Origin of the sequence: Corynebacterium sp. HMSC064E10 (assembly GCF_001812505.1) — a bacterium.
Classification (GTDB): Bacteria; Actinomycetota; Actinomycetes; order Mycobacteriales; family Mycobacteriaceae; genus Corynebacterium; species Corynebacterium amycolatum.
The window spans coordinates 196,534-220,581 of record NZ_KV809173.1 but is presented as its reverse complement, the minus strand read 5'-3'; the positions used below and the strand labels follow the sequence as shown (position 1 = coordinate 220,581).

The window sequence follows — 24,048 nt, the reverse complement described above, 5'->3', positions numbered from 1 at the left end:
GGCGATTCACACCTACAATGCAACCTAGTGCTACGACTTCGTCGTAAAGCTATGTCGTACCAGTCGCTATTAGTCGCGTGTCGCACCCAAATGGGAAGACTCCGCGCTGATACCGATGGGAGAGTGAGCTGCGTTCGAGGAGATTATTGATGAGTAAAGACGCGCAGACTGCGCGCCGCACTGGTAGCGGCGGTGACGACCGGGACCGCGCTGGTGCTCGCAGCGGTGGGACAAAGCCTCGGGTTCGCCACCGCCAAACGGCAGTGGCAATCAATGTGACTTCTGTCCTGTTATGCGTGTTCGTCCTCGCAGTGATTGGCCTCGTCTGGAATCGTGGGGGCATTGTAGACGATTACGACGGCAAAGCCGAGGGGCCAATGACGATTGTTGAGGTCAGTGAAGGCACGTCACTTACTGATTTGTCCAACCAATTGGTGGAAAGCGGCGTCGTCAAGTCTTCCCGTGCATTCATCCAGGCCGCGAATGAAAACTCCCATTCAAGTGAATTGCAGCCGGGTTTCTACCGACTCCACCAGCGGATGAAGGCCGATGAGACCGTCGAGGCTCTTCTGGATGTCGAAAATCAGGTCGGTACCGTTGACATTCCGACTGGCGCCCGTTTCGCCGATACCCGCATTGTGTCCTCATCGGATGTGCGTAAGGGAATTTTCTCGCTTATTTCAGAGGCCACTTGCGTTGAGGACAATGACTGCGTGTCCAAGACCGATCTCGAACGTGCTGCTGGCGAGGCTGATTTGGCCGCGCTCGGTGTTCCAGAATGGGCACGGGACGCGGTAACTGCGCGTGGCAACGACCCTCGTCGTCTTGAGGGACTCATTACGCCAGGTGTTCATCACCTTGACCCGCAGCAGACGCCCGAACAGATGCTGGCAAAATTGGTCAAGGAATCGGTGAAGAACTATGAGGACACAGGGCTCATGGCTTCAGCGGACATGGTTGGTCTGTCTCCATACGAGCTGATTACCGCAGCTTCTCTGATTCAGATGGAGTCGCCAGATGGTGACTTCGATAAGGTCGCTCGCGTTATTCTGAACCGTCTGGAGGAGCCGATGCAGCTGCAGTTCGACTCGACAGTCAATTACGATCTGCCGGATCAGGAAATCGCAACCACGGATGAGGACCGCGCGCGAAAGACCGCATGGAACACCTACGCCAAGGAGGGGCTGCCGGAAACCCCTATTGCTTCGCCCTCCATCGAGGCGATTCGTGCCATGGAAAATCCGGCTGACGGCACCTGGCTGTACTTTGTCACGGTGGACAAGGAAGGGAATACCGTCTTTAGCACGACCTTCGAAGAGCACGAGGCCGCTATTGACGAGTCACGCAGCAATGGCGTGCTGGATTCGAACCGCTAAGAGGTAGAACTCCTATGCCTATAACTCATCGCGCAGCCGTGCTGGGAGATCCGATTGACCACTCGTACTCGCCGGCTATTCACAACGCCGGTTACTGCGCTGCGGGAATGAATGACTGGCACTATGACCGCATTCGGTGCAACGCCGAAGAGCTTGCCGACGTCGTTGGTGGCGCAGACCCCAGTTTCCAGGGGTTTTCCGTCACGATGCCCGGCAAGTTTGCCGCGCTGGACTTCGCCGATGAAGTCAGTGAGCGCGCACGGCTAATTGGTTCGGCGAACACCCTGGTCCGTCGCGATTCGGGCTGGTTCGCCGACAACACTGATGGTGACGGTGTATTGGGAGCACTGCGCGAGATTGACTGCACGAACGCACCACGTGGTCGCGCCGTTGTTGTTGGTGCCGGTGGCACGGCACGACCGGCACTTTGGGCGCTATCGCAGCTGGGTGTCAATCATGTGACTGTAATAGCGCGCTCCAAGCGCGCATATGACATTGAACCGCTAGCTGCCGCGCTGGGGATGGAATTTGTTTGGGTGACTTTTGACGCTCCAAACCTGGCAGATATTGCTGGCAATGCCGACGTGCTGGTCTCTACGGTGCCGTCAGCCGCAATTGAATCGGTTGCTGGCTACCTCGCTCGAGCACCGAAGATTCTCGATGTTATTTACAATCCCTGGCCAACCCCACTTGTGAAAGCAGCCGAACGCGGAGGGACACAGGCGGTCGGTGGACTGTCCATGTTGCTACATCAAGCGGTGGGACAGTTCGAGCAGTTCACTGGGCGCACTCCCGATGTCGAGGCGATGCGTGCAGCGCTGCCGATCTAACCCACACCCGTTACAATCCCAAAGTTATGGGGTGGGACATAACTGAGATAGGGCTGTCTCCGATTGGACAGCACAGGATTGACCCGGTCTACCTTGACCGGGTTTTCTATTACCTAGTCGTGTTGCTTGTTCTCGGCTGGGGCGGTACTGGCTGCTGGTTGGATGTGATCCGGCGAAGACTGCCGAACTGGTGGTTGATGCTAGGGGGAGTGGGCCTGATAGCGATCACTGGAATGGTGCTCCAGCATAAAGGCACCTTGGCTGACGATTTCGCCAGTGCAGTCGCAGCCATAGGAACAGGAATAGGCCTCTGGTTTGGCCTCTATGTAGCAGTCTTCATAATCAACCCACGCTCTATGGGGGCTGGAGATGTGAAGCTGGCAGCAATTCTCGGTGGCGGTGTCGGTCTGGTATCGGGCGAGCCGGTGGCGGCAGCGATCTGGATTGCAGTGGCAATTCTGTTGGCTGCGGGACTCACTCTCCTCATCGCAGTAGTCACGGCGGGAAAGCGGGGCTGGGGTGACCGTCGTAAAGCAAAAACCGCGCGTGTGCCGGCGAGCGTGCCTCATGGGCCTGCAATGCTTGCAGCAACTGCCATTGTGTGGGGGATAAGCGGAGGGCACCTACAAGTCCCCTGAAGCGGTAGACCAGGGGCGATAAAATGGGGCATATTTGAAACTTGTATGCCCCCAAATGCACAAGAAGTACGGCAAACGTGACATTATGATACCTATGCTTCGTTGGACTACCGCGGGTGAATCTCACGGCAAAGCGCTTATCGCTCTCGTAGAAGGTGCGCCAGGCGGACTTCCCCTGACTACAGATGACGTATCACGCCACCTCGCACGCCGCCGTCTCGGTTATGGTCGCGGCGCGCGAATGAAGTTTGAGGCTGATGAGGTCACGCTGCTGACTGGCATTCGACATGGTGAGACGCTGGGATCGCCGATTGGCATAATGGTCGGCAACTCCGAATGGCCCAAGTGGACTGAGGTCATGAGCCCGGATCCGGTTGCGCCAGCTGTTTTGGATACAGCTCGTGGCGCCACCTTAACCCGCCCGCGCCCGGGGCATGCCGATTTCAACGGCATGCTGAAGTACAATCACACCGATGCTCGAAACATCCTGGAGCGGTCATCGGCTCGTGAGACTGCAGCACGTGTGGCGGCATCAGTTGTGGCCCGCTCAATTCTGCGTGAGACTCTCGGTGTGGAAGTTGTCAGCCACGTTATTTCCATCGGTCGTTCCGAGCCCTACGAGGGGCCACTGCCGACCTTCGCCGATCAGGACAAGATTGACGAGTCGCCAGTGCGTGCATTCTCCGCAGCTGCGGAGGAGTCGATGATTGACGAAATCAAGGCCGCCAAGAAGCAGGGCGACACTCTCGGTGGCATCGTCGAGATCGTTGTCCACGGTCTGCCGGTGGGGCTGGGATCGCACATTTCCGGTGATGCCCGTCTGGATTCGCAGCTTGCAGGTGCCTTGATGGGAATTCAGTCCGTCAAGGGCGTGGAGATCGGCGACGGTTTTGAGGAAGCCCGTCGCCGTGGCACCGAGGCCCATGATGAAATGGTGCGTACCGACGACGGCGTGGATCGTGAAACTAACCGCGCCGGTGGCCTGGAGGGTGGCATGACTAATGCTCAACCTCTCGTTGTACGTGCTGCGATGAAGCCAATTTCGACCGTTCCGCGTGCGTTGAAGACCGTTGATATGGCCAGCGGCGATGCAGCTACCGCGATCCACCAGCGCTCTGATGTCTGCGCGGTCCCGGCCGGCGGTGTTGTCGCAGAGGCAATGGTCGCGCTAGTACTGGCGCGTGCAGTAATGGAGAAGTTCGGCGGCGATAGCCTGGAGGAAACCAAGCGTAACGTTGAGGGCTACTTGGAGCAGACTCGACGTCGCCTTGATTGGAAATAGCGCCACTGTCGCGCACACGAAGAAGGGTAAAACGAGGGGAATGTCCGTTCCTACTATTGTCCTTGTCGGACCGCCCGGATCGGGAAAGTCCACCATCGGTCGTCGACTGTCTCGTGCATTGAGCACGAGACTTACGGATACCGATGAGATGATTGAACAGCGCATGGGCAAGACTTGTGGGGAAGTCTTTTCCGAGCTGGGAGAGCCGGAATTCCGCCGCATCGAGGAACAAGTCGTGGCGGAGGCTCTGACCCACGACGGAATCGTCTCACTTGGCGGTGGTGCCGTGATTTCGCAGGCGACCCGTGACCTGCTGGCAGACCATAACGTCGTCTACCTCGAGATCAGCATTGCAGAGGGCGTCCGCCGTACCGCGGGTAACAATTCGCGCCCGGTACTCCAGGCGGCTGACCCAGAGGCTCATTACCGCGCACTCTATGAGGCTCGCCGAGCTTTCTACGAAGATGCAGCCACTTTCAAGGTGCGTTCCGACGAACGTTCCCCGCAGCGCGTTGTAGCCGAGATCCTCAGCTACCTCGATGAAACCTGCGACGAGGCTTAACCGGCGACTATTAAATGGCGGTAGCTAACCACTGCCGCATAACCAGCAACTCCATACATTTCTTACGCTAACGACTAGGGACTGACAATGAACTCAACCCGCAGAATCCGTGTTGAAGGCCCATCCCCGTACACGGTGACCATGGGGCATGGACTCACCGAGCAGATTGCGGAGGCCGTTACCTTTGCCTCCCAGGTTGCGGTGATTCACCAGGGGAGCGTTCAAGAGCTGAGCTTCGGCGTCATCAAGGCACTGGCGGACAAGGGAGTCGATGCCTTCAGCATCCAGATTCCTGATGCGGAGGAGGGTAAGACGCTCACAGTTGCTGAAACAGTTTGGGACACTTTTGGTGAACGCGGTCTGGGCCGGCGTGACGCGGTAATCGCGATTGGCGGCGGTGCAGCCACAGATTTCGGTGGATTCGTCGCCGCCGCGTGGATGCGTGGAGTGAAGGTTATCCAGGTCCCGACAACGCTGCTCGGCATGGTCGACGCAGCTGTCGGCGGTAAGACCGGTATCAACACTGCAGCCGGAAAGAACCTGGTCGGCGCCTTCCACGAGCCTGCCGCGGTGTTCTGTGACCTGGATGTCCTGCGCACCTTGCCGAAGGCTGAACTGATTGCCGGCACGGCAGAGATCATCAAGGCTGGATTTATCGCGGACACGAAGATTCTCGATCTTTACGAGGCAAACCCGCAGACCTGCCTCGATGTTGACGGTGACTTGCCAGAACTGGTCGAGCGCGCGATTGCTGTCAAAGCACGCGTTGTCGCTGAGGATTTGAAGGAATCTGGCCTCCGCGAGATCCTTAACTATGGCCACACTTTCGGTCATGCAGTTGAGCACTTTGAAAACTACCGTTGGCGCCATGGCCACGCCGTAGCTGTAGGCATGGTTTATGTCGCCGAGCTGGCCAAGATCACCGGACATATTAATCAGGAACTTGTAGACCGCCACCGTCGCATCCTAGAGTCCATTGGGCTGCCAACGACCTACCAGGCGGGTCGTTTTACCGAGCTCTACGATGCTATGACCAGGGATAAGAAGAACCGCGATGGTGCGATCCGATTCGTTATTCTGGAAAACCCCGGTGAAACAGCCCGTCTTGAAGGCCCGGGCATGGATGACCTCGAGCGTGCATACGAACTGCTCTGCAACAGTGGGCAGGCCGCATCTGAGGAGTCAACCCGCTAATGACCTCTCTTCGTGCAGCAACGGATGCCACGACGGCGATTCCGACCGTGCTTGTTTTGAACGGCCCGAACCTCGATCGTCTGGGCAAGCGTCAGCCAGAAATTTACGGTGCCACTACTTTGGCCGATGTCGAATCTGAACTTCGTACCCTAGCCAAGGAGCTTGGCGTCGTAGTGGATTGCCGCCAATCCAACTATGAAGGTCAGCTCATCGAGTGGGTTCACGAAGCTGCTGATTACGGTTGGCCAGTAATTATCAATCCAGGAGGGTTGACACACACCTCCGTCGCCCTACGTGACGCGCTCGCCGAGATTGCCGACGGCCCGGGCTTCCACGAGGTTCATATTTCAAACATTCACGCCCGGGAGGAGTTTCGGCATCACTCGTATCTTTCGGCGCTTGCCGCGGGCGTTATCGTCGGATGTGGAACTGATGGCTATTCCATGGCACTGAGAAGGGTGAGTACGACACTATGACAGAAATCTCCACGAACTACGCCGCCCGCCGAGCCGCTCTTATCGACGCATTGTCCGACAACGACTGCGACGGTTTCCTCACAGTCGATCCGACGCATGTTGGTTGGCTTACGGGTTTCCACGGCTCGAATGCTGGTTTGATTGTTGCGGCCAGTGGGGAAGCGCTGCTTTCCACCGACGGCCGCTATACGGTTCAGGCTGGCAAGCAGGCACCGGACGTGGAGTTACTCACCGCCCGCAACACCGGCGTGGCACTCGTCGGTCAAGCCCGAAAGTTGGATATTTCGCGTCTTGGTGTTGAATCTGAGTTCCTCACCATGGCTGCTTACCAAGAGCTAGAGGATGCCCGTCCACAGGCACTCGAGCTGGTATCGACTACGGGCGTCGTCTCTAAACTGCGGGAAATCAAGTCCGATACGGAACTCGTCGCTCTGCGCCACGTCGCCGACATCGCGGTCCGCGCATTCGAGGACTTGCTTCACGACGGCATCGTGGTCGCCGGCCGCAAGGAGCGCGAAGTCGCCGCAGAGTTGGAGTACCGGATGCGCATGCATGGTGCCGATCGGCCCAGCTTCGACACGATTGTCGCAAGCGGCCCGAATTCCGCCAAGCCACATCACGGAGCGGAAGATCGCGTAATCGAGGCAGGTGACCTGGTCACTATTGACTTTGGTGCCTTTGCCGGGGGCTACAACTCCGATATGACACGTACCCTCTTTGCCGGTGAGACGGCAACGTCGTCAAGCGAAAACAATCCGAACAGTACGTCGTCGGATCTGGCCGGCGCGATCGTTGCCGGTGTGGAGTTCGCAGACGAGAAAGCCCGAGAGATTTACAACGTCGTACTGGAAGCACAGCTGGCCGGCGTAAAAGCGGCCGTGCCAGGGGCCGATGTTGTGGCTGTTGACGCAGCATGCCGGGACATTATTGAAAATGCTGGTTATGGGGAACACTTCGTCCATTCCACCGGCCACGGGATTGGTATCGAGGTGCATGAGGCTCCATTTGCCGCTCGCACCGGCAAGGGGAAGTTGGCAGCTGGCATGACGTTGACCATCGAGCCTGGTATTTATGTTCCGGGGTTCGGCGGTGTGCGCATCGAAGATACGTTGATTATCACTGACACCGAGCCGGAAATTATTACACAGCTGCCGAAACCGCGAGCCTAACATCACGGCGTTTTTATTTTTCTCTCGATGAGATACGGAGTATCGTGGTTTCGTCAGAGAGCTTTTTAACAATTTCAGGAGAGTTTAGTTGGCTACCACCGCAGATTTTAAAAACGGTCTAGTTATCAAGCACGACAACAAGCTTCAGCAGATCGTGGAGTTCCAGCACGTCAAGCCAGGTAAGGGTCCGGCATTCGTCCGCACCAAGCTGAAGGACGTTCTGACCGGCAAGGTTGTTGACAAGACTTTCAACGCTGGTGTCAAGATTGAGACTGCTACCGTCGACCGCCGCGACATGACGTACCTGTACCACGACGGTGAAGGATACGTCTTCATGGACGACAAGACCTACGACCAGATTTCCATCCTGGATGCTCAGATGCCGGAGGGTGCTAAGTTCCTGCTTCCGGAAACCACCTGCCAGGTGTCCTTCCATGAGGGCAACGTTCTTTTCGCTGAAATGCCTGTTTCGGTCGAACTGAAGGTTGAGCAGACCGACCCGGGTCTGCAGGGCGACCGCTCCACCGGTGGCACCAAGCCGGCAACTTTGGAGACTGGCGCTGAGATTCAGGTGCCGCTGTTCATCGAAACCGGCGACGTTCTGAAGGTCGACACCCGTGACGGTTCCTACCTGTCCCGCGTCAACCACTAATTCCCTCATCTAGTTCACCCTTTTGTTGAGAGCGATACATACACATCCATGACTGAAAAGGATCACAAGTCCGTTGACACCTCGGATGCGCAGGAGTCCGCGAACGTTCGCGAACCTAACTACAAGCGCCACGGCGCGCGCTACCGTGCGCGCCGTCGTGCAGTAGATCTGCTTTTTGAGGCCGAGCAGCGAGGCGTCGACGTCGTCAAGCTTCTTGAAGAGCGGCTGGAAATGGTCCGTAATCCCGATTTGGATGTGAATCCAATTGCGGAGTACACCGAGCAGATTGTGCGCGGTGTAGCTGCGGAGATCATCGGTATCGACTCTACGATTTCTTCGTACCTGACGGAGGAGTGGCCGCTGCGTCGCCTACCGGCAGTCGACCGCGCTATTTTGCGTCTTTCCACCTGGGAGCTGTTCTACAACTCCGACGTGCCTCCGCGTGTGGCCGTGGTGGAAGGCGTTGAGCTGGCATCGGAATACTCCACTGATGTGGCGGCACCGTACATCAACGCAGTACTCGATGCTGAAGCCAAGATTGCCGACCAGGCACGCCTGGCAGCTGCAGCTGTGAGCACTTCGGTGGGCGAGTCCCAGTTCGATGAAGCTATCCAGGCACAGGCTGCCGCAAATGAGGAAGCTGACAAGGCATTGGTCGACTCCGATGAGATGGCTAAGATTACCGGCCTGGACATGAGCGATATTGCCAAGCTGGTGGCTGAAGACGTGGCTAAGAGCGAGAACGGGTCCTAGCCAGTAAAAGCGGCCGGGATTACTGCGAGTCAATCGCAGTCGTTTCTCGCGGATTGTCTGAAACTCCAAGTCCCTTTTTTGGGGGCTTGGAGCTTTGTTGCATTTAGAGGCAATCTAAGCGTGGGTGCTATTCTGGTCAGCGGAAGTTTGCACCGCGACCGTAGTTGCGGGTCATGCAGACTGATAATCAAATATCCACAATCAAGACATCCTTTAACGGACCGCACTGAGAGGCGGGGAAGGAGGTCACGATGAGCGAAGGAACGCCGCAAACAACCGAGCTGCTCAATGCAGACGAAGTTGCACGTACCGTCGCGCGCATCGCGCACCAAATTATTGAAAAAACTGCGCTGGATAGCCCAAATGCTGGGCGCGTAGTTCTCCTCGGCATTCCATCTGGTGGCGTGCCGCTGGCGGAAAAGCTAGCCGATTTGATTGAACAGTTCTCCGGCATACGTCCGGAAACTGGATCGCTCGATATCACCCTATACAGGGATGACTTGCGCAAGGGCCCGCACCGCGCCCTGCAGCCCACGAATATTCCGAACTCCGGAATTGACGGAACCACCGTTGTTCTCGTAGACGATGTCCTTTTCTCAGGTCGCACGATTCGTGCCGCACTCGACGCTATTGCTGATATCGGTCGCCCGCGAGTAATCCAGCTTGCAGTGCTGGTCGATCGTGGTCATCGCCAACTACCAATTCGCGCCGATTACGTCGGTAAGAATCTGCCAACTTCCCGCGACGAAGACGTCGATGTGCTGGTCGAGGCGCTTGACGGCCGCGACGCGGTTATTCTCACCCGGGCGGAGGAACAGTGAAACATCTGATTAGCATTGCGGATTTGACCAAGGATGAAATTGTCGGCCTGATGGATGAGGCCGATCGTTTTAAGGAGGTCATCCGCGGTCGGGAAATTAAGAAGCTGCCGACCCTGCGCGGCCGCACTATTTACAACCTCTTTTACGAGAACTCCACGCGCACCCGCTCATCTTTTGAGACTGCGGGTAAGTGGATGAGCGCCGATGTTATTAATATCTCAGCTTCCTCTTCCTCTGTGAAGAAGGGCGAGAGCCTGAAAGACACCGCGCTGACTTTGGATGCTATCGGCGGCGATGCCATCGTCGTTAGGCACCCATCGTCGGGAGCGGCACAGCTGATCGCCAAGTGGACTGAGGAATTTGGCAACGGCCCATCGATCATCAACGCGGGTGACGGAAAGCACCAGCACCCGACGCAGGCTCTCCTGGACGCGGTGACGTTGCGTCAGCGTCTCGGTGGAATTGAGGGGCGCAAGGTCGTCATCGTTGGCGATATCCTGCATTCTCGCGTCGCCCGCTCTAACGCCGATCTCCTGAGCAAGCTCGGCGCCGAAGTCGTCTTCGTCGCCCCACCGACGTTGCTGCCATTTGGCATCGAGACCTGGCCGGTGCGTGTTGCCTACCGCATGGAAGACGAGATCCGAGATGCTGATGCCGTGATGATGCTCCGCGTTCAGCAGGAGCGCATGAACGGAGGTTTCTTCCCATCCCATCGCGAATACGCCACTCGCTACGGGCTGTCGAAGGCTCGTGAGAAGATGCTTCGCGACGACTGCATTGTGATGCACCCAGGTCCGATGCTTCGTGGCATGGAAATTAACGATGCCGTCGCTGATCTGCCGCGCACTGCCGTGCTGCAGCAGGTAGCCAACGGTGTCCACGTCCGCATGGCAGTTCTTTTCACACTGCTGACCTCAGGCGTTTCCGCCAACTTGGAAGGGCAGGCATAAATGTCGAATCGCAATGAATATGACGAAGCCTCGTACCCCGAGGTAGGACCATTGGCAGCACCTGCACGGGGACAACTACTGCTGAAGGGTGTGCGTCCCTACGGTGAAGGCGAAGATGTCGACGTCTTGATTGACGATGGCGTTATCGCTGAGATTGGCGAAAACCTCACGGCCGAGGACGGGGTAGAGGTCCTGGAGTTCGACTCCCTCGTTCTTCTGCCAGGTCTGGTCGACATCCATGTGCACCTGCGTGAGCCGGGCCGTGAAGATACGGAAACCCTGGCCACTGGTTCCGCTGCCGCAGCACGCGGTGGTTTCACCGCAGTGTTCACTATGGCCAATACCGCTCCGGTAACCGACGACCCTTCGATTGCTGAGTCGGTATGGCTCAAGGGCCAGGCGCTGAACCTCTGCGACATTCACCCGGTCGGCTCTATTACTAAGGGCCTGAAGGGCGAGACGCTGACCGAGTTCGGCATGATGGCAGACTCGCAGGCGAAGGTACGCATGTTCTCCGATGACGGTAAGTGCGTCGACAATCCGCTGATTATGCGCCGCGCGATTGAATACGCCCGCGGCGAAGACGTATTGCTGGCGCAGCACTGCGAAGATCCGCGTCTGACCGCAGATGCATCGGCCCACGAAGGTGCGACCGCCGCACGTCTGGGCCTGACCGGGTGGCCGCGCGTAGCCGAGGAGTCCATCGTGGCCCGAGATGCCATCATGGCTCGCGACTACGGCGGACGCATGCATATCTGCCACGCTTCCACCGAAGGCACTGTTGAGCTGGTCAAGTGGGCAAAGGAGCATGACATTCCGCTGACCGCCGAGGTTACCCCACATCACCTAATTCTCACCGATGAGAAGCTGGAGACCTACGACGGCGTCTACCGCGTCAACCCGCCGCTGCGTGAGCAGCGCGACACCCTGGCTCTGCGTCAGGCTCTGATTGACGGGATTATTGACTGTGTCGCTACCGACCATGCTCCGCACGGCTCTGAAGAAAAGTGCTGCGAGTTCGAGCACGCTAAGCCCGGCATGCTTGGTCTGGAGACCTCGATGCCAATCATCGCCGAAGAGTTCGTTTTGAAGGGCGATTGTGATTGGCGCTGGCTGGCCAAGGTTATGAGTGAGCGTCCTGCTCAAATTGTGAAGCTGCCGGGGCACGGCCGACCAATCGCTGTCGGTGAGCCTGCCAACCTGACCGTTGTTGACCCGGGCAAAAAGTGGACGGTCCGCGGCGAAGACCTGGCGTCGAAGTCCGAGAACACTCCTTATGAGGAAATGGAGATGGCCGTGTCCGTGGCAGCTACCGTGCTGCGCGGTAAGGTGACCGCTCTTAACGGAGAGGTCGCTGGATAATATTCATGTCAACGCATAAAAACTCACATGCGTCCCGTATGATTAATGTAAATTCCTCGCACGCTACCCAACTGAAAGGCAATAACGTGAGCAACGAGTCGCAGGCCGCGGCCGCTACAGCGGCAGTCCTGGTATTGGCAGATGGACGAGTGTTCCGCGGACGCGGTTTTGGCGCCACCGGTACGACCCTGGGTGAGGCAGTTTTTACCACCGCTATGACGGGCTACCAGGAAACCCTGACTGACCCGTCCTACCACCGCCAGCTGGTTGTGGCCACTGCACCACAGATCGGTAACACCGGTTGGAATGACGAGGACTACGAGTCCCGTGGAAACAAGATTTGGGCAGCGGGCTTTATTATCCGCGATCTATCGCGTATTCCCTCCAACTGGCGCTCCGAGCGCAGCTTGGAAGATGAGCTGAAGGCACAGGGCATCATCGGTATCCGTCAGATTGATACCCGCGCGCTGGTTCGCCATTTGCGCGACAATGGCTCGATTGCCGCTGGTATTTTCTCTGGTGAGGACGCACAGCAACCCGTCGATAAGCTGGTGGAAATCGTTCGCGCTCAGCCTGCGATGAAGGGCGCGGATCTGGCTCGCGAGGTCAGCACCGATCAGGCCTATGTTGTGGAAGCACAGGGGGAGAAGAAGGCACGTGTTGTGGCCTACGACCTGGGCATTAAGTCCAACACCCCGCGTGAGCTGGCTAAGCGTGGCCTGGAAGTCGTAGTGGTTCCGGCTAACACTCCGTACGAAGATATTAAGAAAGAATACCAGCCGGATGGCGTCTTCTTGTCCAACGGCCCGGGTGACCCGGCAACTGCTGATGAGATGGTTGCGGTCGCCAAGGCCGCACTCGATGACGGCATGCCGCTATTCGGTATCTGCTTCGGTAATCAGATTCTTGGTCGGGCACTCGGCCTGAACACCTACAAGCTGGTCTTCGGCCACCGCGGCGTCAATGTTCCGGTGAAGGACCACCGCACTGGCCGCATCTTTATCACCGCTCAGAACCACGGCTTCGCACTTGAAGGCAAGGCCGGCGAGAGTTTCGATACTCCGTGGGGCGAGGCAGAGGTTACGCACACTTGCCTTAACGACGACGTCGTTGAAGGTGTCGCACTGAAGAACGGCATGGCCTTTTCTGTGCAGTACCACCCAGAGTCCGCAGCCGGCCCGCACGATGCGCACTCTCTCTTCGATGACTTCCTGGAGCTGATTCAGAAGGTCGATTTCAACAAGTCCGCAACCGGAAACTCGAACAAGTAGGAAAGGGCTAAGGGACCTAACACCATGCCACGTCGTACAGACATCAACCACGTACTGGTTATCGGCTCCGGCCCGATTGTTATCGGTCAGGCCTGCGAGTTCGATTACTCCGGCACCCAGGCTTGCCGCGTGCTGCGCGAAGAGGGCCTGCGAGTCACGCTGGTTAACTCTAACCCGGCAACGATTATGACTGACCCGGAGTTCGCAGACTCCACCTACATCGAGCCGATTGAAACCAAGTACATCGAAAAGATCCTGGCCAAGGAAGCTGCAGAGGGCAACCCGATTGACGCTGTCCTGGCAACTCTCGGTGGCCAGACTGCACTGAACGCAGCTATTCAGCTGGACCGCGAGGGCATTCTGGAAAAGTATAATGTCGAGCTGATTGGCGCTGATATTCCGGCCATTCAGCGCGGTGAGGATCGCCAGATGTTCAAGGACATCGTCGCCAAGATTGGTGGCGAGTCCGCTCGTTCCCGCGTCTGCCACAACATGGAAGAAGTCCATGAGACTGTTGCAGAGCTCGGTCTTCCGGTCGTTGTTCGCCCCTCGTTCACCATGGGTGGTCTGGGCTCCGGTCTGGCTTTCAACCAGGAAGACCTCGACCGTATTGCAGGTGGCGGCCTAGCCGCATCGCCCGAGGCCAATGTTCTGATTGAGGAGTCCATCCTCGGTTGGAAGGAATTTGAGCTCGAGCTCATGCGCGATGGCGACGACAACGTTGTCGTGGTCTGCTCCATTGAAAACGTTGATGCCCTCGGTGTCCACACTGGTGACTCGGTAACTGTCGCTCCGTCGATGACTCTGACCGACCGCGAGTTCCAGACCATGCGTGACCAGGGCATCGCAATCCTGCGTGAGGTCGGCGTTGACACCGGTGGCTGTAACATCCAGTTCGCCATCAATCCAAATGACGGCCGCATCATCACCATTGAGATGAACCCGCGCGTCTCCCGCTCCTCGGCGCTTGCTTCCAAGGCAACTGGTTTCCCGATTGCAAAGATTGCTGCCAAGCTGGCTATCGGCTACACCCTCGATGAGATCACCAACGACATCACCGGTGAAACCCCAGCTGCGTTTGAGCCGGTGCAGGACTACGTGATTGTCAAGGCTCCACGCTTTGCTTTCGAGAAGTTCCCTGGTGCTGACGACACGCTGACCACCACCATGAAGTCCGTCGGTGAGGCCATGGCTATCGGCCGCAACTACATCGGCGCGCTCGGTAAGGTCATGCGCTCGCTGGAGAACAAGCCAGCTGGTTTCTGGACCGTTCCGGATGAGGACTTCGCAGGTGAACGCGCAAACGATGTCAACGCTGTCCTTGAGGACCTGAAGCGTCCGACTGAAGGCCGCATCTACGACGTTGAGCTGGCTCAGCGTTTGGGTGCTTCCATTGAGCAGATCCACGAAGCTTCTGGCCTCGATCCGTGGTTTATTGCCGAGATGGAAAACCTGCAGGATATCCGCAAGGAGCTTATCGACGCTCCGGTGGTGACCTCCGATCTACTTCGCGAAGCTAAGTACTGGGGTCTCTCCGACGCCCAGATTGCTGCTCTGCGTCCGGAGTTGGCCGGGGAAGACGGCGTGCGTGAGCTGCGCTGGCGCCTGAATATCCACCCGGTATTCAAGACAGTCGATACCTGCTCCGCCGAGTTCGAAGCACAGACTCCGTACCACTACTCGGCATACGAACTGGACCCGGCTGCTGAGTCCGAGGTCGTTCCGCAGACCGAGAAGGAAAAGGTGATCATCCTCGGTTCCGGTCCGAACCGCATCGGCCAGGGCATTGAGTTCGACTACTCCTGTGTTCACGCAGCCCTCGAGCTCTCCCGCGTTGGCTACGAGACCGTCATGGTCAACTGCAACCCGGAAACCGTCTCCACCGACTACGACACCGCAGACCGTCTCTACTTTGAGCCGTTGACCTTCGAGGATGTCCTTGAGGTCTACCACGCTGAGAGCCAGTCTGGAAAGGTCGCAGGCGTCATTGTTCAGCTCGGTGGCCAGACTCCGCTGGGCCTGGCTGAGCGTCTGCAGACCGCAGGTGTTCCGATTGTCGGCACTAGCCCGGAGGCAATCGACCTGGCTGAGGACCGTGGTGAGTTCGGCAAGGTCCTGGCTGAGGCCAACCTGCCGGCGCCGGAGTTCGGTACCGCCACCTCCTTCGCAGAAGCTCGCCAGGTTGCCGCTGGCATCGGTTACCCGGTGCTGGTCCGTCCGTCCTACGTCCTCGGCGGCCGTGGCATGGAAATCGTCTACGATGAGGCCACCCTGGAGGACTACATCAACCGCGCTACCGAGCTGTCCAATGAGCACCCGGTACTGGTTGACCGCTTCCTGGACAGCGCCATCGAAATCGATGTTGATGCACTGTGTGATGGGGAAGAGGTCTACCTCGGCGGCGTCATGGAACACATCGAGGAAGCCGGTATTCACTCCGGTGACTCCGCGTGTGCGCTGCCTCCGATGACTCTGTCCGGAAGCATCATCGACAAGGTGCGTGAATCCACCAAGGCACTGGCACACGGCATCGGTGTGAAGGGCCTGATGAACGTTCAGTACGCACTCAAGGACGAGACCCTCTACGTCATCGAAGCCAACCCGCGTGCATCTCGTACCGTACCGTTTGTCTCCAAGGCAACCTCGGTTCCGCTGGCTAAGGCCGCATCCCGCGTCATGATGGGTACTACAATCGCGGAACTGCGCGAAGAGGGCATGATTCCGTCCAACTTCGACGGCGGTTCTCTGCCCGCTGACGCTCCGATTGCGGTTAAGGAAGCCGTCCTGCCGTTCAACCGCTTCCGCGACTTTGAGGGCCGCGCTCTCGACAGCCTGCTGAGCCCGGAGATGAAGTCCACCGGTGAAGTCATGGGGCTGGCCGACAACTTTGGTGCTGCTTTCGCCAAGGGAGAGCTGGCCGGTTTCGGTGAGTTGCCGACCGAGGGCACGATCTTCGTCTCGCTGGCCAACCGCGATAAGCGCACTCTGGTATTCCCGATTCTCACGCTGGCGGATATGGGCTTCCGCATCCTGGCAACGGAGGGTACTGCCGGCATGCTGCGCCGCAACGGTGTCGAGTGTGAGGTCGTCGCAAAGCGTACGACTGATTCCGAAGCGCCGTCTGACGAGCGCGACATTGTCGACATGATCCGCGACGGTGAGGTTGACATCATTATCAACACCCCATCCGGTTCCGCTGGCGCACGTTCTGACGGATACGAGATTCGCGCCGCTGCGGTGAGCCAGGGCGTAACTTGTGTGACTACCGCTCAGGGTGCTGTCGCCGCACTGCAAGGCATCCTGGCACTGCGCAACGGTGAGATGAGCGTTAAGGCTCTGCAGGAGCTCCACCCGGCAGAGTTGGCTGCTCAGGAGCAGGTCTAACATGACCGCGAAGGCTGAAGGATCCGCAGTGCGGACAATTAAGGGTTTCGGCGATCGCCTCAGCGAGGTTGTCGCCGAGCGCGGCCGGCTCTGTGTGGGAATCGACCCGCACCCTAGGTTGCTGGATGCCTGGCAGCTACCGCGATCGGCAGAAGGTCTAGAGCGCTTTGCCACCACATGCGTCGAAGCGTTTGGTGACATCGTTGCCGTCGTCAAGCCCCAGGTGGCGTTCTTCGAAGCCTACGGTTCCAAGGGCTTTGCCGTCCTGGAGCGGACGTTGGCGGACCTGAAGGACGCAGGTGCGCTGTCGATTGCAGATGCCAAGCGTGGCGATATCGGTTCGACTATGGCTGCATACGCCGAAGCCTGGCTGTCGGATAGCTCGCCGCTAGCCGCCGACGCACTGACGGTATCTCCGTACCTTGGGTTCGGTGCTCTTGATCCGGCGGTTTCGTTGGCGTTGGAGAACGGACGGGGCTTGTTTGTGCTGGCCGCGACGTCCAATCCGGAAGGTGCGTCAGTGCAGAAGGCGATGGTTTCGGGTGAGACTCTGGCTCAGACCATGGTCAACCAGGCAGCTGCTATTAATGCTCGCCAAATTGACGGTGGTGCAAAGGCGGGCAGCATCGGCGTTGTTGTTGGCGCAACGCTTGACGACGCCCCGGTGCTCAGTGACCTGCGCGGTCCCATTCTCATGCCCGGTGTGGGAGCTCAGGGTGGAACCCCGGCAGATGTAGATCGTCTGGCAGGGGAATCCAAGGGGCTTGCACTGCCGAATATTTCGCGTGCGATTCTCTCCGCTGGACCTGATCCTGCTGCGCTGCGGCGCGCAACGATTGAAGCTGCAGCTCCGTTCCTTTCCGAGAGTTAGCAGCAGTTCGCCGAATTGTCAGAAGCCCGCGGGGACACCTCATAGAACAGGTGCCCCTGCGGGCTCTTCCGTACCTAGCTGCCGGGATTTTCCTAATGACCCTCGGATGGCGGTGGCGTAGGTATAGGCAAGTTACTGTGACAATTCCTAGGAGATTTCGTACAAAAACCGTGGTCAATTTCCATTCTCCTGGGCAAACGGTGCTACAATCGCCGGAGTTGGTTGACCACGACCGAAAGGTGGGGCGGATAAAGCCCCGGTGTCATTTTTATCGACACCCCGTCAGCATTTGCCTCAACAACCGGTGAGTGCGGTACGGTCTCCAATCGTTAAGCACGGTGTCGTTGCCTGCCTTTGGTGGACGCGAGGCTCGTGCTAGTAAATAAGAAGCTAACCAATCTATTTTTACGGAGGAACACGTGGCCCTTCCGCAGTTGACCCCGGAGCAGCGTGCAGCAGCACTCGAGAAGGCAGCTCAGGCCCGCAAGGTACGCGCAGAGCTCAAGGACAAGCTGAAGCGTGGCGCTATCGACCTGCCAGAGGTTCTCAAGCAGGCTGACGAGAACGAGATCATCGGCAAGATGAAGGTCTCCGCTCTGCTCGAGGCTCTGCCGAAGGTCGGCAAGGTCAAGGCGCAGGACATCATGAATGACCTGGAGATTGCTCAGACCCGCCGTCTGCGTGGCCTGGGTGACCGTCAGCGTCGCGCTCTGCTGGAGCGCTTCGGCTACGCAGTGGAGGACTAGTCGCAGTGGCCGGGAATGAAAACGGTCAGTTGGTAGTCCTCGCCGGCCCTGCCGGTGTAGGAAAATCCACTGTTGTCAGTCGGCTTCGTGCCGAGGTTCCCGGACTGTACTTCAGCGTTTCCATGACCACCCGCGCCGCACGGCCGGGGGAGGTCGATGGCCGCGACTATTTCTTCGTGACCCCAGAGAAGTTCCAACAGCATATTGATGCAGGAGAGATGCTCGAGTGGGCTGAAATCCACGGTGGTCTGCAGCGTTCTGGTACGCCGCGCGGCCCGGTGGATAAAGCTCTCGCCGAGGGGCGTCCAGTACTCATTGAGGTGGATCTGGCGGGAGCCCGCTCCATCCGTAAGGTAGCGCCCAATGCTCACCTGCTGTTCTTGGCTCCGCCAAGCTGGGAGATTCTCGTCAGCAGGCTCACTGGTCGTGGCACGGAAACCGAGGCGCAAGTCAAGCGTCGCCTGGAAACCGCACGAGTGGAAATGGATGCTCAGCACGAATTCGATGAGGTCGTTGTCAACGACAACGTCGATGATGCTGTCGCGGCCATCGCTCGGGCGCTGACTACTGGTAAGTAACAGGGCGACTCCACATCATAGATAGTAGAAATCGCTTTCGAGCAATGGTGTTTCTATTGCTATGACGATTTTTATTGTCACCCCAGTAACTCACGTTCTATTGAGGAAAGATTTCTCGTGACCCAGGAAAATACCGCCACCGAGGCAGTGTTCGACCCGCCAATTGGTATTACCAACCCGCCGATCGATGAGCTGCTTGGTAAGGCTTCTTCGAAGTACGCTCTGGCTATCTTCGCTGCCAAGCGTGCACGCCAGATTAATGACTACTACCAGCAGATTGACGAAGGCATGCTGGAGTACGTTGGCCCGCTGGTTACTCCGGGGGTCGCTGAGAAGCCTCTGTCCATCGCTCTTCGTGAAATCAACGCTGGTCTGCTGGACCACACTGAGGGCTAGAGCATTTCCTTAAGGGGAGATATCTGTATGCATGCCGCCGGTAATGCTGACGTATCCGAATGTTTAAAGGTTGTCGTCGGGGTTGCCGGCGGCATCGCTGCATATAAGGCCGCACACGTTGTTCGAGGCTTCAAGGAACTTGGTCACGATGTTCGTGTCGTTCCCACTGAGTCCGCATTGAACTTTGTAGGTGCAGCTACTTTCGAGGCGCTGTCGGGGAACCCGGTGTCGACTACAGTTTTTGACGCAGTCGATGAGGTTCAGCATGTCCGCGTGGGGCAGGAGGCCGACCTCGTCGTCGTGGTTCCCGCGACTGCCGACTTTATGGCGCGCGCCGCGCACGGGCGTGCCGACGACCTGCTCACCGCAACCTTGCTTGTGGCGACTTGCCCAGTGGTGTTGGCCCCTGCGATGCACACCGAAATGTGGAACCATCCAGCTACGCGGGATAATGTCGCGACTCTTCGTCGCCATGGCACTATTGTCCTCGATCCGGCCCATGGCCGTTTGACTGGTAAGGACACCGGTCCAGGTCGCCTGCCGGAGCCAGAGCAGATTGTTTCACTAGCATTGGCAGCGGTCGAGAATCCACGCCACTTCCGCCGCGACTTCGAGGGCGTACGCTTCATGATTACTGCCGGTGGCACCCGTGAGGCTATCGACCCGGTACGTTTTATCGGCAACCACTCCTCAGGTCGTCAGGGCTTCGCGCTAGCCGAGATGGCAGCACAGCGTGGCGCTCAGGTCACCGTGGTGGCAGGACATACGGATCAGTTGCCGACACCACTGGGCGCGAATGTTGTAAGGGTTGATTCCACTTTGGAGATGGCCGAGGCCGCGCACGAACACTCCAAGCTGGCCGATGTCTGCATTTTTGCCGCCGCCGTCGCCGACTTCCGTCCGGCATCGACCGCTGGGGCCAAGATGAAGAAGGGCGTCGCAGACGACGCGTTGAGCAACATTCAGCTCGTAGAAAACCCAGATATTCTGGCTACCACTGTGGAGCGTCGTAAAGCGGGCGAGATTCCGGCGACCACGACGATGGTGGGCTTTGCGGCTGAGACCGGTGACGAGACGACGACGCCGCTCGAGCTTGCGAAGCAGAAGATTGTTCGCAAGGGCTGCGATTTGCTCATGTGTAACGACGTCTCGGGTGGGCAAACTTTCGGTGCGACTGACAATGTCGGATGGTTGCTGTCTCTCGATGGCGAGCAGTGGGACGTGCCGCGGGGCTCAAAATTCTCGGTGGCCGGTTCGATTTTGGATGCAGTTTCCGAGCTGCGACAGGAACCTCAGCCAGCGGAGTAGCCGGTGCCTACTACGGCGACTGAACCGCTTGGTCTATAATTATCGAATCAAACGAAAACCCACGCTGCAGCGACACCGCAGGGGTGGGGAAATAATCTAGAAGAAAGTTGTACTGCTCGTGGCCTCTAATCTTCGACTGTTTTCCAGTGAATCTGTTACCGAGGGGCACCCAGATAAGATTTGCGACTCGATTTCGGACTCCATCCTTGACGCTATGCTCGCGCAGGATTCTGCATCGATGGTCGCCGTCGAGACTGTGGTGACTACCGGTTTAGTCCATGTTGTTGGCGAGGTTCGCACGAAAAGCTACGTCGACATCCCCGGTATTGTCCGGAGTCGATTGAAGGAGATCGGTTTCGATTCTTCTGAAAAGGGCTTTGACGGCAAAACCTGTGGTGTCTCCATTTCGATCGGTGAGCAGTCCTCAGACATCCACGACGGTGTGCACACTTCTCTGGAAGCACGCAGCTCTGGTGGAGAAGTCGAAGCAGAAGATCTCAAGGGCGCTGGCGACCAGGGGCTGATGTTCGGCTACGCTACCAACGAAACGCCGGAGTATATGCCGCTACCGATTGCACTGGCGCACCGCCTGGCTCGCCGCTTGACGCAGGTACGCAAGGAAGGGATCGTCCCATCGCTTCGACCGGATGGTAAGACTCAGGTCACCTTCGCTTACGACGAAGACAATAGCCCGGCGTACTTGGACACCGTTGTGGTGTCCACGCAGCACGACCCGGACGTCACCCAGGAGTGGATCACCGAGCAGATTAAGACTCACGTCGTCGATTGGGTGCTCGACGACGCTAACCTGCGCGAGCGTTTTGTTACCGATGAATTGAAGCTGCTGGTTAACCCTTCTGGCCAGTTTATTATCGGTGGCCCGATGGGCGATGCCGGCCTGACCGGTCGCAAGATTATCGTCGACACTTACGGCGGTATGGCTCGTCACGGTGGCGGCGCGTTCTCGGGCAAGGACCCGTCAAAGGTGGACCGCTCCGGCGCTTATGCCACCCGTTGGGTTGCGAAGAATGCCGTGGCCGCGGGTCTGGCTGACCGCCTCGAGATTCAGGTCGCCTACGCTATCGGTCGCGCTCGCCCAGTGGGCCTCTACGTCGACTCTTTCGGCACTGGTCACGTTTCAGACGACGCCATCCGCGAGGCTATCAACAAGGTCTTCGACCTTCGTCCGGCCGCTATTATTCGTGACCTGGACCTGCTGCGCCCGATTTATGCACAGACCTCCACCTACGGTCACTTCGGCCGAACTGACTTGGACCTGCCGTGGGAGCAGCTCAACCGCGTTGAAGAGCTCCGCGCAGCCGCTGGCCTGGGATAAACACCACCCGCCAGCATTACCCTGGGGTAGGGCAGTAGAGTAAGACTCTATGACCGACGCCCCCTTCGCACCCGCCGCCGCAGCTGAGAAGCTGCCAGTCGCGCGGGTGCTTCCGCTTTTGGGGCTGCCGCAGTTAGATCGCCCCTTCGACTACCTGGTTCCGCGCGCGCTAGCGGAGGAAGCGGTCGTCGGTTGCCGCGTGCGGATTCGCTTCCACGGCCAGTTGGTCAATGCGCTGGTGCTGGAGCGCTGTACCACGCCCACTCACGACGGCAAACTGTCCTATCTCAAGGATGTCATCAGCTCTGAGGTTGTCTATCCGCCTCAGCTTCGACGGTTGGTGGATTCTCTGGCGGAGTATTACGGCGCAACGCGCTCAAACATCATTCGCTCCGCCATCCCAACCCGTCATGCACGGGCCGAACGTGCTCGCAAGGAGAACATGCCCCCGACGTGGGAGGAGTTGGGAAAGCTTGCCACCGAAGATCCGGACCTTTCCGCTTGGGGCAACTATGTCTTCGGCGAATCCTTTGTCGATTCCGTCCGCAAGGGTGCCCCGGCACGCGCAGCGTGGCAGCCAGTTCCAGGCGAACAGGTGGCAACCATGCTCGCCGCACTCAGCGTTTCGGTCGCGCGCGATGGTGGCGGTGTTCTCATCATTGTGCCGGACGCACGCACACAGGCGCGCTTTGAGAGCGCTTTTCGCGAGCTTATTTCTGCCCGTCAGCTCACTCTTCTCGGGGCTGGCCTCGGTCCCGAGTCCCGCTATCGCCGCTACCTGGATATCCTGCACGGCCAGGGGCGCATAGTCGTCGGCACGCGTTCGGCAGCATACGCGCCAGTGAAGAATCTGCGTTTAGCAGTGATTGTCGATGATGGCGATGACAACCTCGTGGATCCCCGCGCACCCTACGTGCACTCTCGCGAGGTGTTGGTGACGCGTAGTGCGCAGGAAGGATGCGCTCTCATCTTTGCGTCGTATAGCCGTACAGCCGAGGTGCAGCTGCTCGTCTCCTCAGGTTGGGCGCACAATCTGGTCGCGGGAACTGACACCCTGGCTGAGTCCATGCCGGAGATGATTGCCTCGACGGACACTTCCGAAGACCCGGATGACGTCAGTAGGGGACGCCTTCCTGCCATCGCTTTTCGACGGGCAAAGGCCGCGCTGCGCGAAAAGCTTCCGATCCTGGTCCAGGTACCTCGCAAGGGATATGTGCCGACACTGTCGTGCCGCTCCTGTGGCGCGCCTGCGCGCTGTCGCTGGTGTAATGGTCCACTGGGAATTCCACCGTCCGATAACCCGGACGACCCGGCACCACCGACGTGTCGGTGGTGTGGTCGTATTGACATTCACCACCGTTGCCATAGCTGCGGTTCCACCAAGATTCGGCCGGTCGTGGTCGGCAGTGAACGTACGGCAGAGGAGTTTGGCCGTATTTTCAGTCCATTCCCGGTCATCGCTTCCTCTGGAGAACGCATTGTTGACGACATTCCCGAAGGCCCGAGGGTCGTGGTGGCCACGCCGGGAGCCGAGCCTTATTCGCCGGAGGGCTACGGTGCAGTGATGCTGCTGGACACTTGGGCGATGCTTGGCCGGCAGGACTTGCGCGCTCATGAAGAGGCCTATGCGCATTGGTCTCGGGCTGTCACGCTTGCCCGTCCGCGGGAGCAAGGCGGGGCGGTGGTTATCGATGCGGATGCTGCAGTCCCGACTGTGGCCGATCTTCTGGCATGGGACGCGGTAGGCGCTGCGAACAGGGAATTGGCCGACCGCACAGCTGCCGCTCTGCCTCCGGCCTTTCACGTGGCAGCGGTGGATGGGACTGAAGAGGGCCTGCGTAACTTCATGGAGTCCCTGGAAGTCCCATCGGGTGCGGAAATTCTGGGGCCGGTAGACCTTCCCCGCAACGCCAGGCCACCAGCGGGCGTGGAGCCGGGTACACCTATTCAGCGGATGTTGATTCGCTGTGACCGTCGTCAAGCACGGGCAGTGGGAGCGGCGTTGAAGGCAGCACAGGTCGTTCGCGCGACTAGGAAGGACCCGACGCCGGTGCGCGTTGTCGTCGATCCGATTAATTTCGGCTAGCTGCTAA

At 58.5% G+C, this 24,048-nt stretch carries 21 protein-coding genes and 1 pseudogene; all 22 read left to right on the top strand.

Translation table 11 applies throughout. The features are described 5' to 3' along the window. Window positions 1-149 precede the first annotated feature (149 nt). The 22 genes and pseudogenes from mltG (at window position 150) to HMPREF2860_RS02650 (ending at window position 24,041) form a co-directional block, all read left to right on the top strand. Window positions 150-1,376 (top strand): endolytic transglycosylase MltG, encoded by a 1,227-nt coding sequence (mltG, locus tag HMPREF2860_RS02755; RefSeq protein WP_038628894.1) that lies wholly within the window; start codon window positions 150-152, stop codon window positions 1,374-1,376. A gap of 14 nt (window positions 1,377-1,390) precedes the next feature. Then, window positions 1,391-2,206: a shikimate dehydrogenase gene (locus HMPREF2860_RS02750; RefSeq protein WP_038628896.1), complete on the top strand. Its 816-nt coding sequence runs from the start codon at window positions 1,391-1,393 to the stop codon at window positions 2,204-2,206. Between the two features lie 26 nt (window positions 2,207-2,232). Then, on the top strand, window positions 2,233-2,844 hold the full coding sequence (locus tag HMPREF2860_RS02745; protein ID WP_049180996.1) for a prepilin peptidase: 612 nt from the start codon (window positions 2,233-2,235) through the stop codon (window positions 2,842-2,844). 94 nt (window positions 2,845-2,938) lie between these two features. Then, a complete protein-coding gene (gene aroC, locus HMPREF2860_RS02740) occupies window positions 2,939-4,126 on the top strand; it encodes a chorismate synthase (RefSeq protein WP_210386744.1) in 1,188 nt (395 codons plus the stop codon). A 40-nt stretch (window positions 4,127-4,166) separates the two neighbouring features. Next, on the top strand, window positions 4,167-4,688 hold the full coding sequence (locus HMPREF2860_RS02735; RefSeq protein ID WP_038628898.1) for a shikimate kinase: 522 nt from the start codon (window positions 4,167-4,169) through the stop codon (window positions 4,686-4,688). An 87-nt stretch (window positions 4,689-4,775) separates the two neighbouring features. Then, window positions 4,776-5,882, top strand: coding sequence for a 3-dehydroquinate synthase (gene aroB, locus HMPREF2860_RS02730; protein WP_038628901.1), 1,107 nt, complete (start codon window positions 4,776-4,778; stop codon window positions 5,880-5,882). Further along, window positions 5,882-6,358, top strand: coding sequence for a type II 3-dehydroquinate dehydratase (gene aroQ, locus HMPREF2860_RS02725; protein WP_049180997.1), 477 nt, complete (start codon window positions 5,882-5,884; stop codon window positions 6,356-6,358). The genes aroB and aroQ overlap by 1 nt, the downstream gene beginning before the upstream one ends. After that, entirely contained in the window at window positions 6,355-7,527 is a 1,173-nt protein-coding gene (locus tag HMPREF2860_RS02720; protein ID WP_049180998.1) for a M24 family metallopeptidase, read from the top strand. Before aroQ ends, HMPREF2860_RS02720 begins: the two co-directional genes overlap by 4 nt. 88 nt (window positions 7,528-7,615) lie before the next feature. Beyond that, on the top strand, window positions 7,616-8,179 hold the full coding sequence (efp, locus tag HMPREF2860_RS02715) for an elongation factor P (protein WP_016422706.1): 564 nt from the start codon (window positions 7,616-7,618) through the stop codon (window positions 8,177-8,179). Between the two features lie 48 nt (window positions 8,180-8,227). Further along, window positions 8,228-8,749: pseudogene (gene nusB / locus HMPREF2860_RS02710) on the top strand (transcription antitermination factor NusB); the annotation flags it as partial. 434 nt (window positions 8,750-9,183) lie between these two features. After that, window positions 9,184-9,753 (top strand): bifunctional pyr operon transcriptional regulator/uracil phosphoribosyltransferase PyrR, encoded by a 570-nt coding sequence (gene pyrR, locus HMPREF2860_RS02705; RefSeq protein WP_038628907.1) that lies wholly within the window; start codon window positions 9,184-9,186, stop codon window positions 9,751-9,753. Beyond that, window positions 9,750-10,703, top strand: a complete 954-nt coding sequence (locus HMPREF2860_RS02700) for an aspartate carbamoyltransferase catalytic subunit (protein ID WP_016422709.1) — start codon at window positions 9,750-9,752, stop codon at window positions 10,701-10,703. Before pyrR ends, HMPREF2860_RS02700 begins: the two co-directional genes overlap by 4 nt. Continuing rightward, on the top strand, window positions 10,704-12,065 hold the full coding sequence (locus HMPREF2860_RS02695) for a dihydroorotase (protein ID WP_049181000.1): 1,362 nt from the start codon (window positions 10,704-10,706) through the stop codon (window positions 12,063-12,065). It abuts the gene before it with no gap. Window positions 12,066-12,103: 38 nt separating this feature from the next. Next, window positions 12,104-13,336 (top strand): glutamine-hydrolyzing carbamoyl-phosphate synthase small subunit, encoded by a 1,233-nt coding sequence (gene carA, locus HMPREF2860_RS02690; protein ID WP_370547304.1) that lies wholly within the window; start codon window positions 12,104-12,106, stop codon window positions 13,334-13,336. Window positions 13,337-13,360: 24 nt separating this feature from the next. After that, a complete protein-coding gene (gene carB / locus HMPREF2860_RS02685) occupies window positions 13,361-16,720 on the top strand; it encodes a carbamoyl-phosphate synthase large subunit (RefSeq protein WP_038628913.1) in 3,360 nt (1,119 codons plus the stop codon). A gap of 1 nt (window position 16,721) precedes the next feature. After that, entirely contained in the window at window positions 16,722-17,591 is an 870-nt protein-coding gene (pyrF, locus tag HMPREF2860_RS02680) for an orotidine-5'-phosphate decarboxylase (RefSeq protein ID WP_049181002.1), read from the top strand. Window positions 17,592-18,010: 419 nt separating this feature from the next. Further along, window positions 18,011-18,337 carry an integration host factor, actinobacterial type gene (gene mihF / locus HMPREF2860_RS02675; protein ID WP_016422714.1) on the top strand — a complete coding sequence of 109 codons (327 nt, stop codon included), beginning with the start codon at window positions 18,011-18,013 and terminating at the stop codon, window positions 18,335-18,337. 5 nt (window positions 18,338-18,342) lie between these two features. Continuing rightward, complete coding sequence (gmk, locus tag HMPREF2860_RS02670; RefSeq protein WP_070628577.1) at window positions 18,343-18,915, top strand: guanylate kinase; 573 nt, start codon at window positions 18,343-18,345, stop codon at window positions 18,913-18,915. 117 nt (window positions 18,916-19,032) lie between these two features. Continuing rightward, complete coding sequence (gene rpoZ / locus HMPREF2860_RS02665) at window positions 19,033-19,311, top strand: DNA-directed RNA polymerase subunit omega (protein WP_005510796.1); 279 nt, start codon at window positions 19,033-19,035, stop codon at window positions 19,309-19,311. A 27-nt stretch (window positions 19,312-19,338) separates the two neighbouring features. Further along, entirely contained in the window at window positions 19,339-20,619 is a 1,281-nt protein-coding gene (gene coaBC / locus HMPREF2860_RS02660) for a bifunctional phosphopantothenoylcysteine decarboxylase/phosphopantothenate--cysteine ligase CoaBC (RefSeq protein ID WP_070628576.1), read from the top strand. A gap of 118 nt (window positions 20,620-20,737) precedes the next feature. Then, entirely contained in the window at window positions 20,738-21,955 is a 1,218-nt protein-coding gene (gene metK, locus HMPREF2860_RS02655; protein WP_038628923.1) for a methionine adenosyltransferase, read from the top strand. Between the two features lie 49 nt (window positions 21,956-22,004). Next, a complete protein-coding gene (locus HMPREF2860_RS02650; RefSeq protein ID WP_070628575.1) occupies window positions 22,005-24,041 on the top strand; it encodes a primosomal protein N' in 2,037 nt (678 codons plus the stop codon). Window positions 24,042-24,048: the final 7 nt, after the last annotated feature.

Bases quoted from the DNA above. Each gene is read 5' to 3' on its own strand.
- aroQ (WP_049180997.1), top strand. From the start codon at position 5,882: ATGACCTCTCTTCGTGCAGCAACGGATGCCACGACGGCGATTCCGACC.
- pyrR (WP_038628907.1), top strand. From the start codon at position 9,184: ATGAGCGAAGGAACGCCGCAAACAACCGAGCTGCTCAATGCAGACGAA.
- HMPREF2860_RS02650 (WP_070628575.1), top strand. From the start codon at position 22,005: ATGACCGACGCCCCCTTCGCACCCGCCGCCGCAGCTGAGAAGCTGCCA.
- carA (WP_370547304.1), top strand. From the start codon at position 12,104: ATGATTAATGTAAATTCCTCGCACGCTACCCAACTGAAAGGCAATAAC.
- aroB (WP_038628901.1), top strand. From the start codon at position 4,776: ATGAACTCAACCCGCAGAATCCGTGTTGAAGGCCCATCCCCGTACACG.
- HMPREF2860_RS02720 (WP_049180998.1), top strand. From the start codon at position 6,355: ATGACAGAAATCTCCACGAACTACGCCGCCCGCCGAGCCGCTCTTATC.
- HMPREF2860_RS02745 (WP_049180996.1), top strand. From the start codon at position 2,233: ATGGGGTGGGACATAACTGAGATAGGGCTGTCTCCGATTGGACAGCAC.
- mltG (WP_038628894.1), top strand. From the start codon at position 150: ATGAGTAAAGACGCGCAGACTGCGCGCCGCACTGGTAGCGGCGGTGAC.
- HMPREF2860_RS02735 (WP_038628898.1), top strand. From the start codon at position 4,167: ATGTCCGTTCCTACTATTGTCCTTGTCGGACCGCCCGGATCGGGAAAG.
- carB (WP_038628913.1), top strand. From the start codon at position 13,361: ATGCCACGTCGTACAGACATCAACCACGTACTGGTTATCGGCTCCGGC.
- pyrF (WP_049181002.1), top strand. From the start codon at position 16,722: ATGACCGCGAAGGCTGAAGGATCCGCAGTGCGGACAATTAAGGGTTTC.
- HMPREF2860_RS02695 (WP_049181000.1), top strand. From the start codon at position 10,704: ATGTCGAATCGCAATGAATATGACGAAGCCTCGTACCCCGAGGTAGGA.
- coaBC (WP_070628576.1), top strand. From the start codon at position 19,339: ATGCATGCCGCCGGTAATGCTGACGTATCCGAATGTTTAAAGGTTGTC.
- HMPREF2860_RS02750 (WP_038628896.1), top strand. From the start codon at position 1,391: ATGCCTATAACTCATCGCGCAGCCGTGCTGGGAGATCCGATTGACCAC.
- aroC (WP_210386744.1), top strand. From the start codon at position 2,939: ATGCTTCGTTGGACTACCGCGGGTGAATCTCACGGCAAAGCGCTTATC.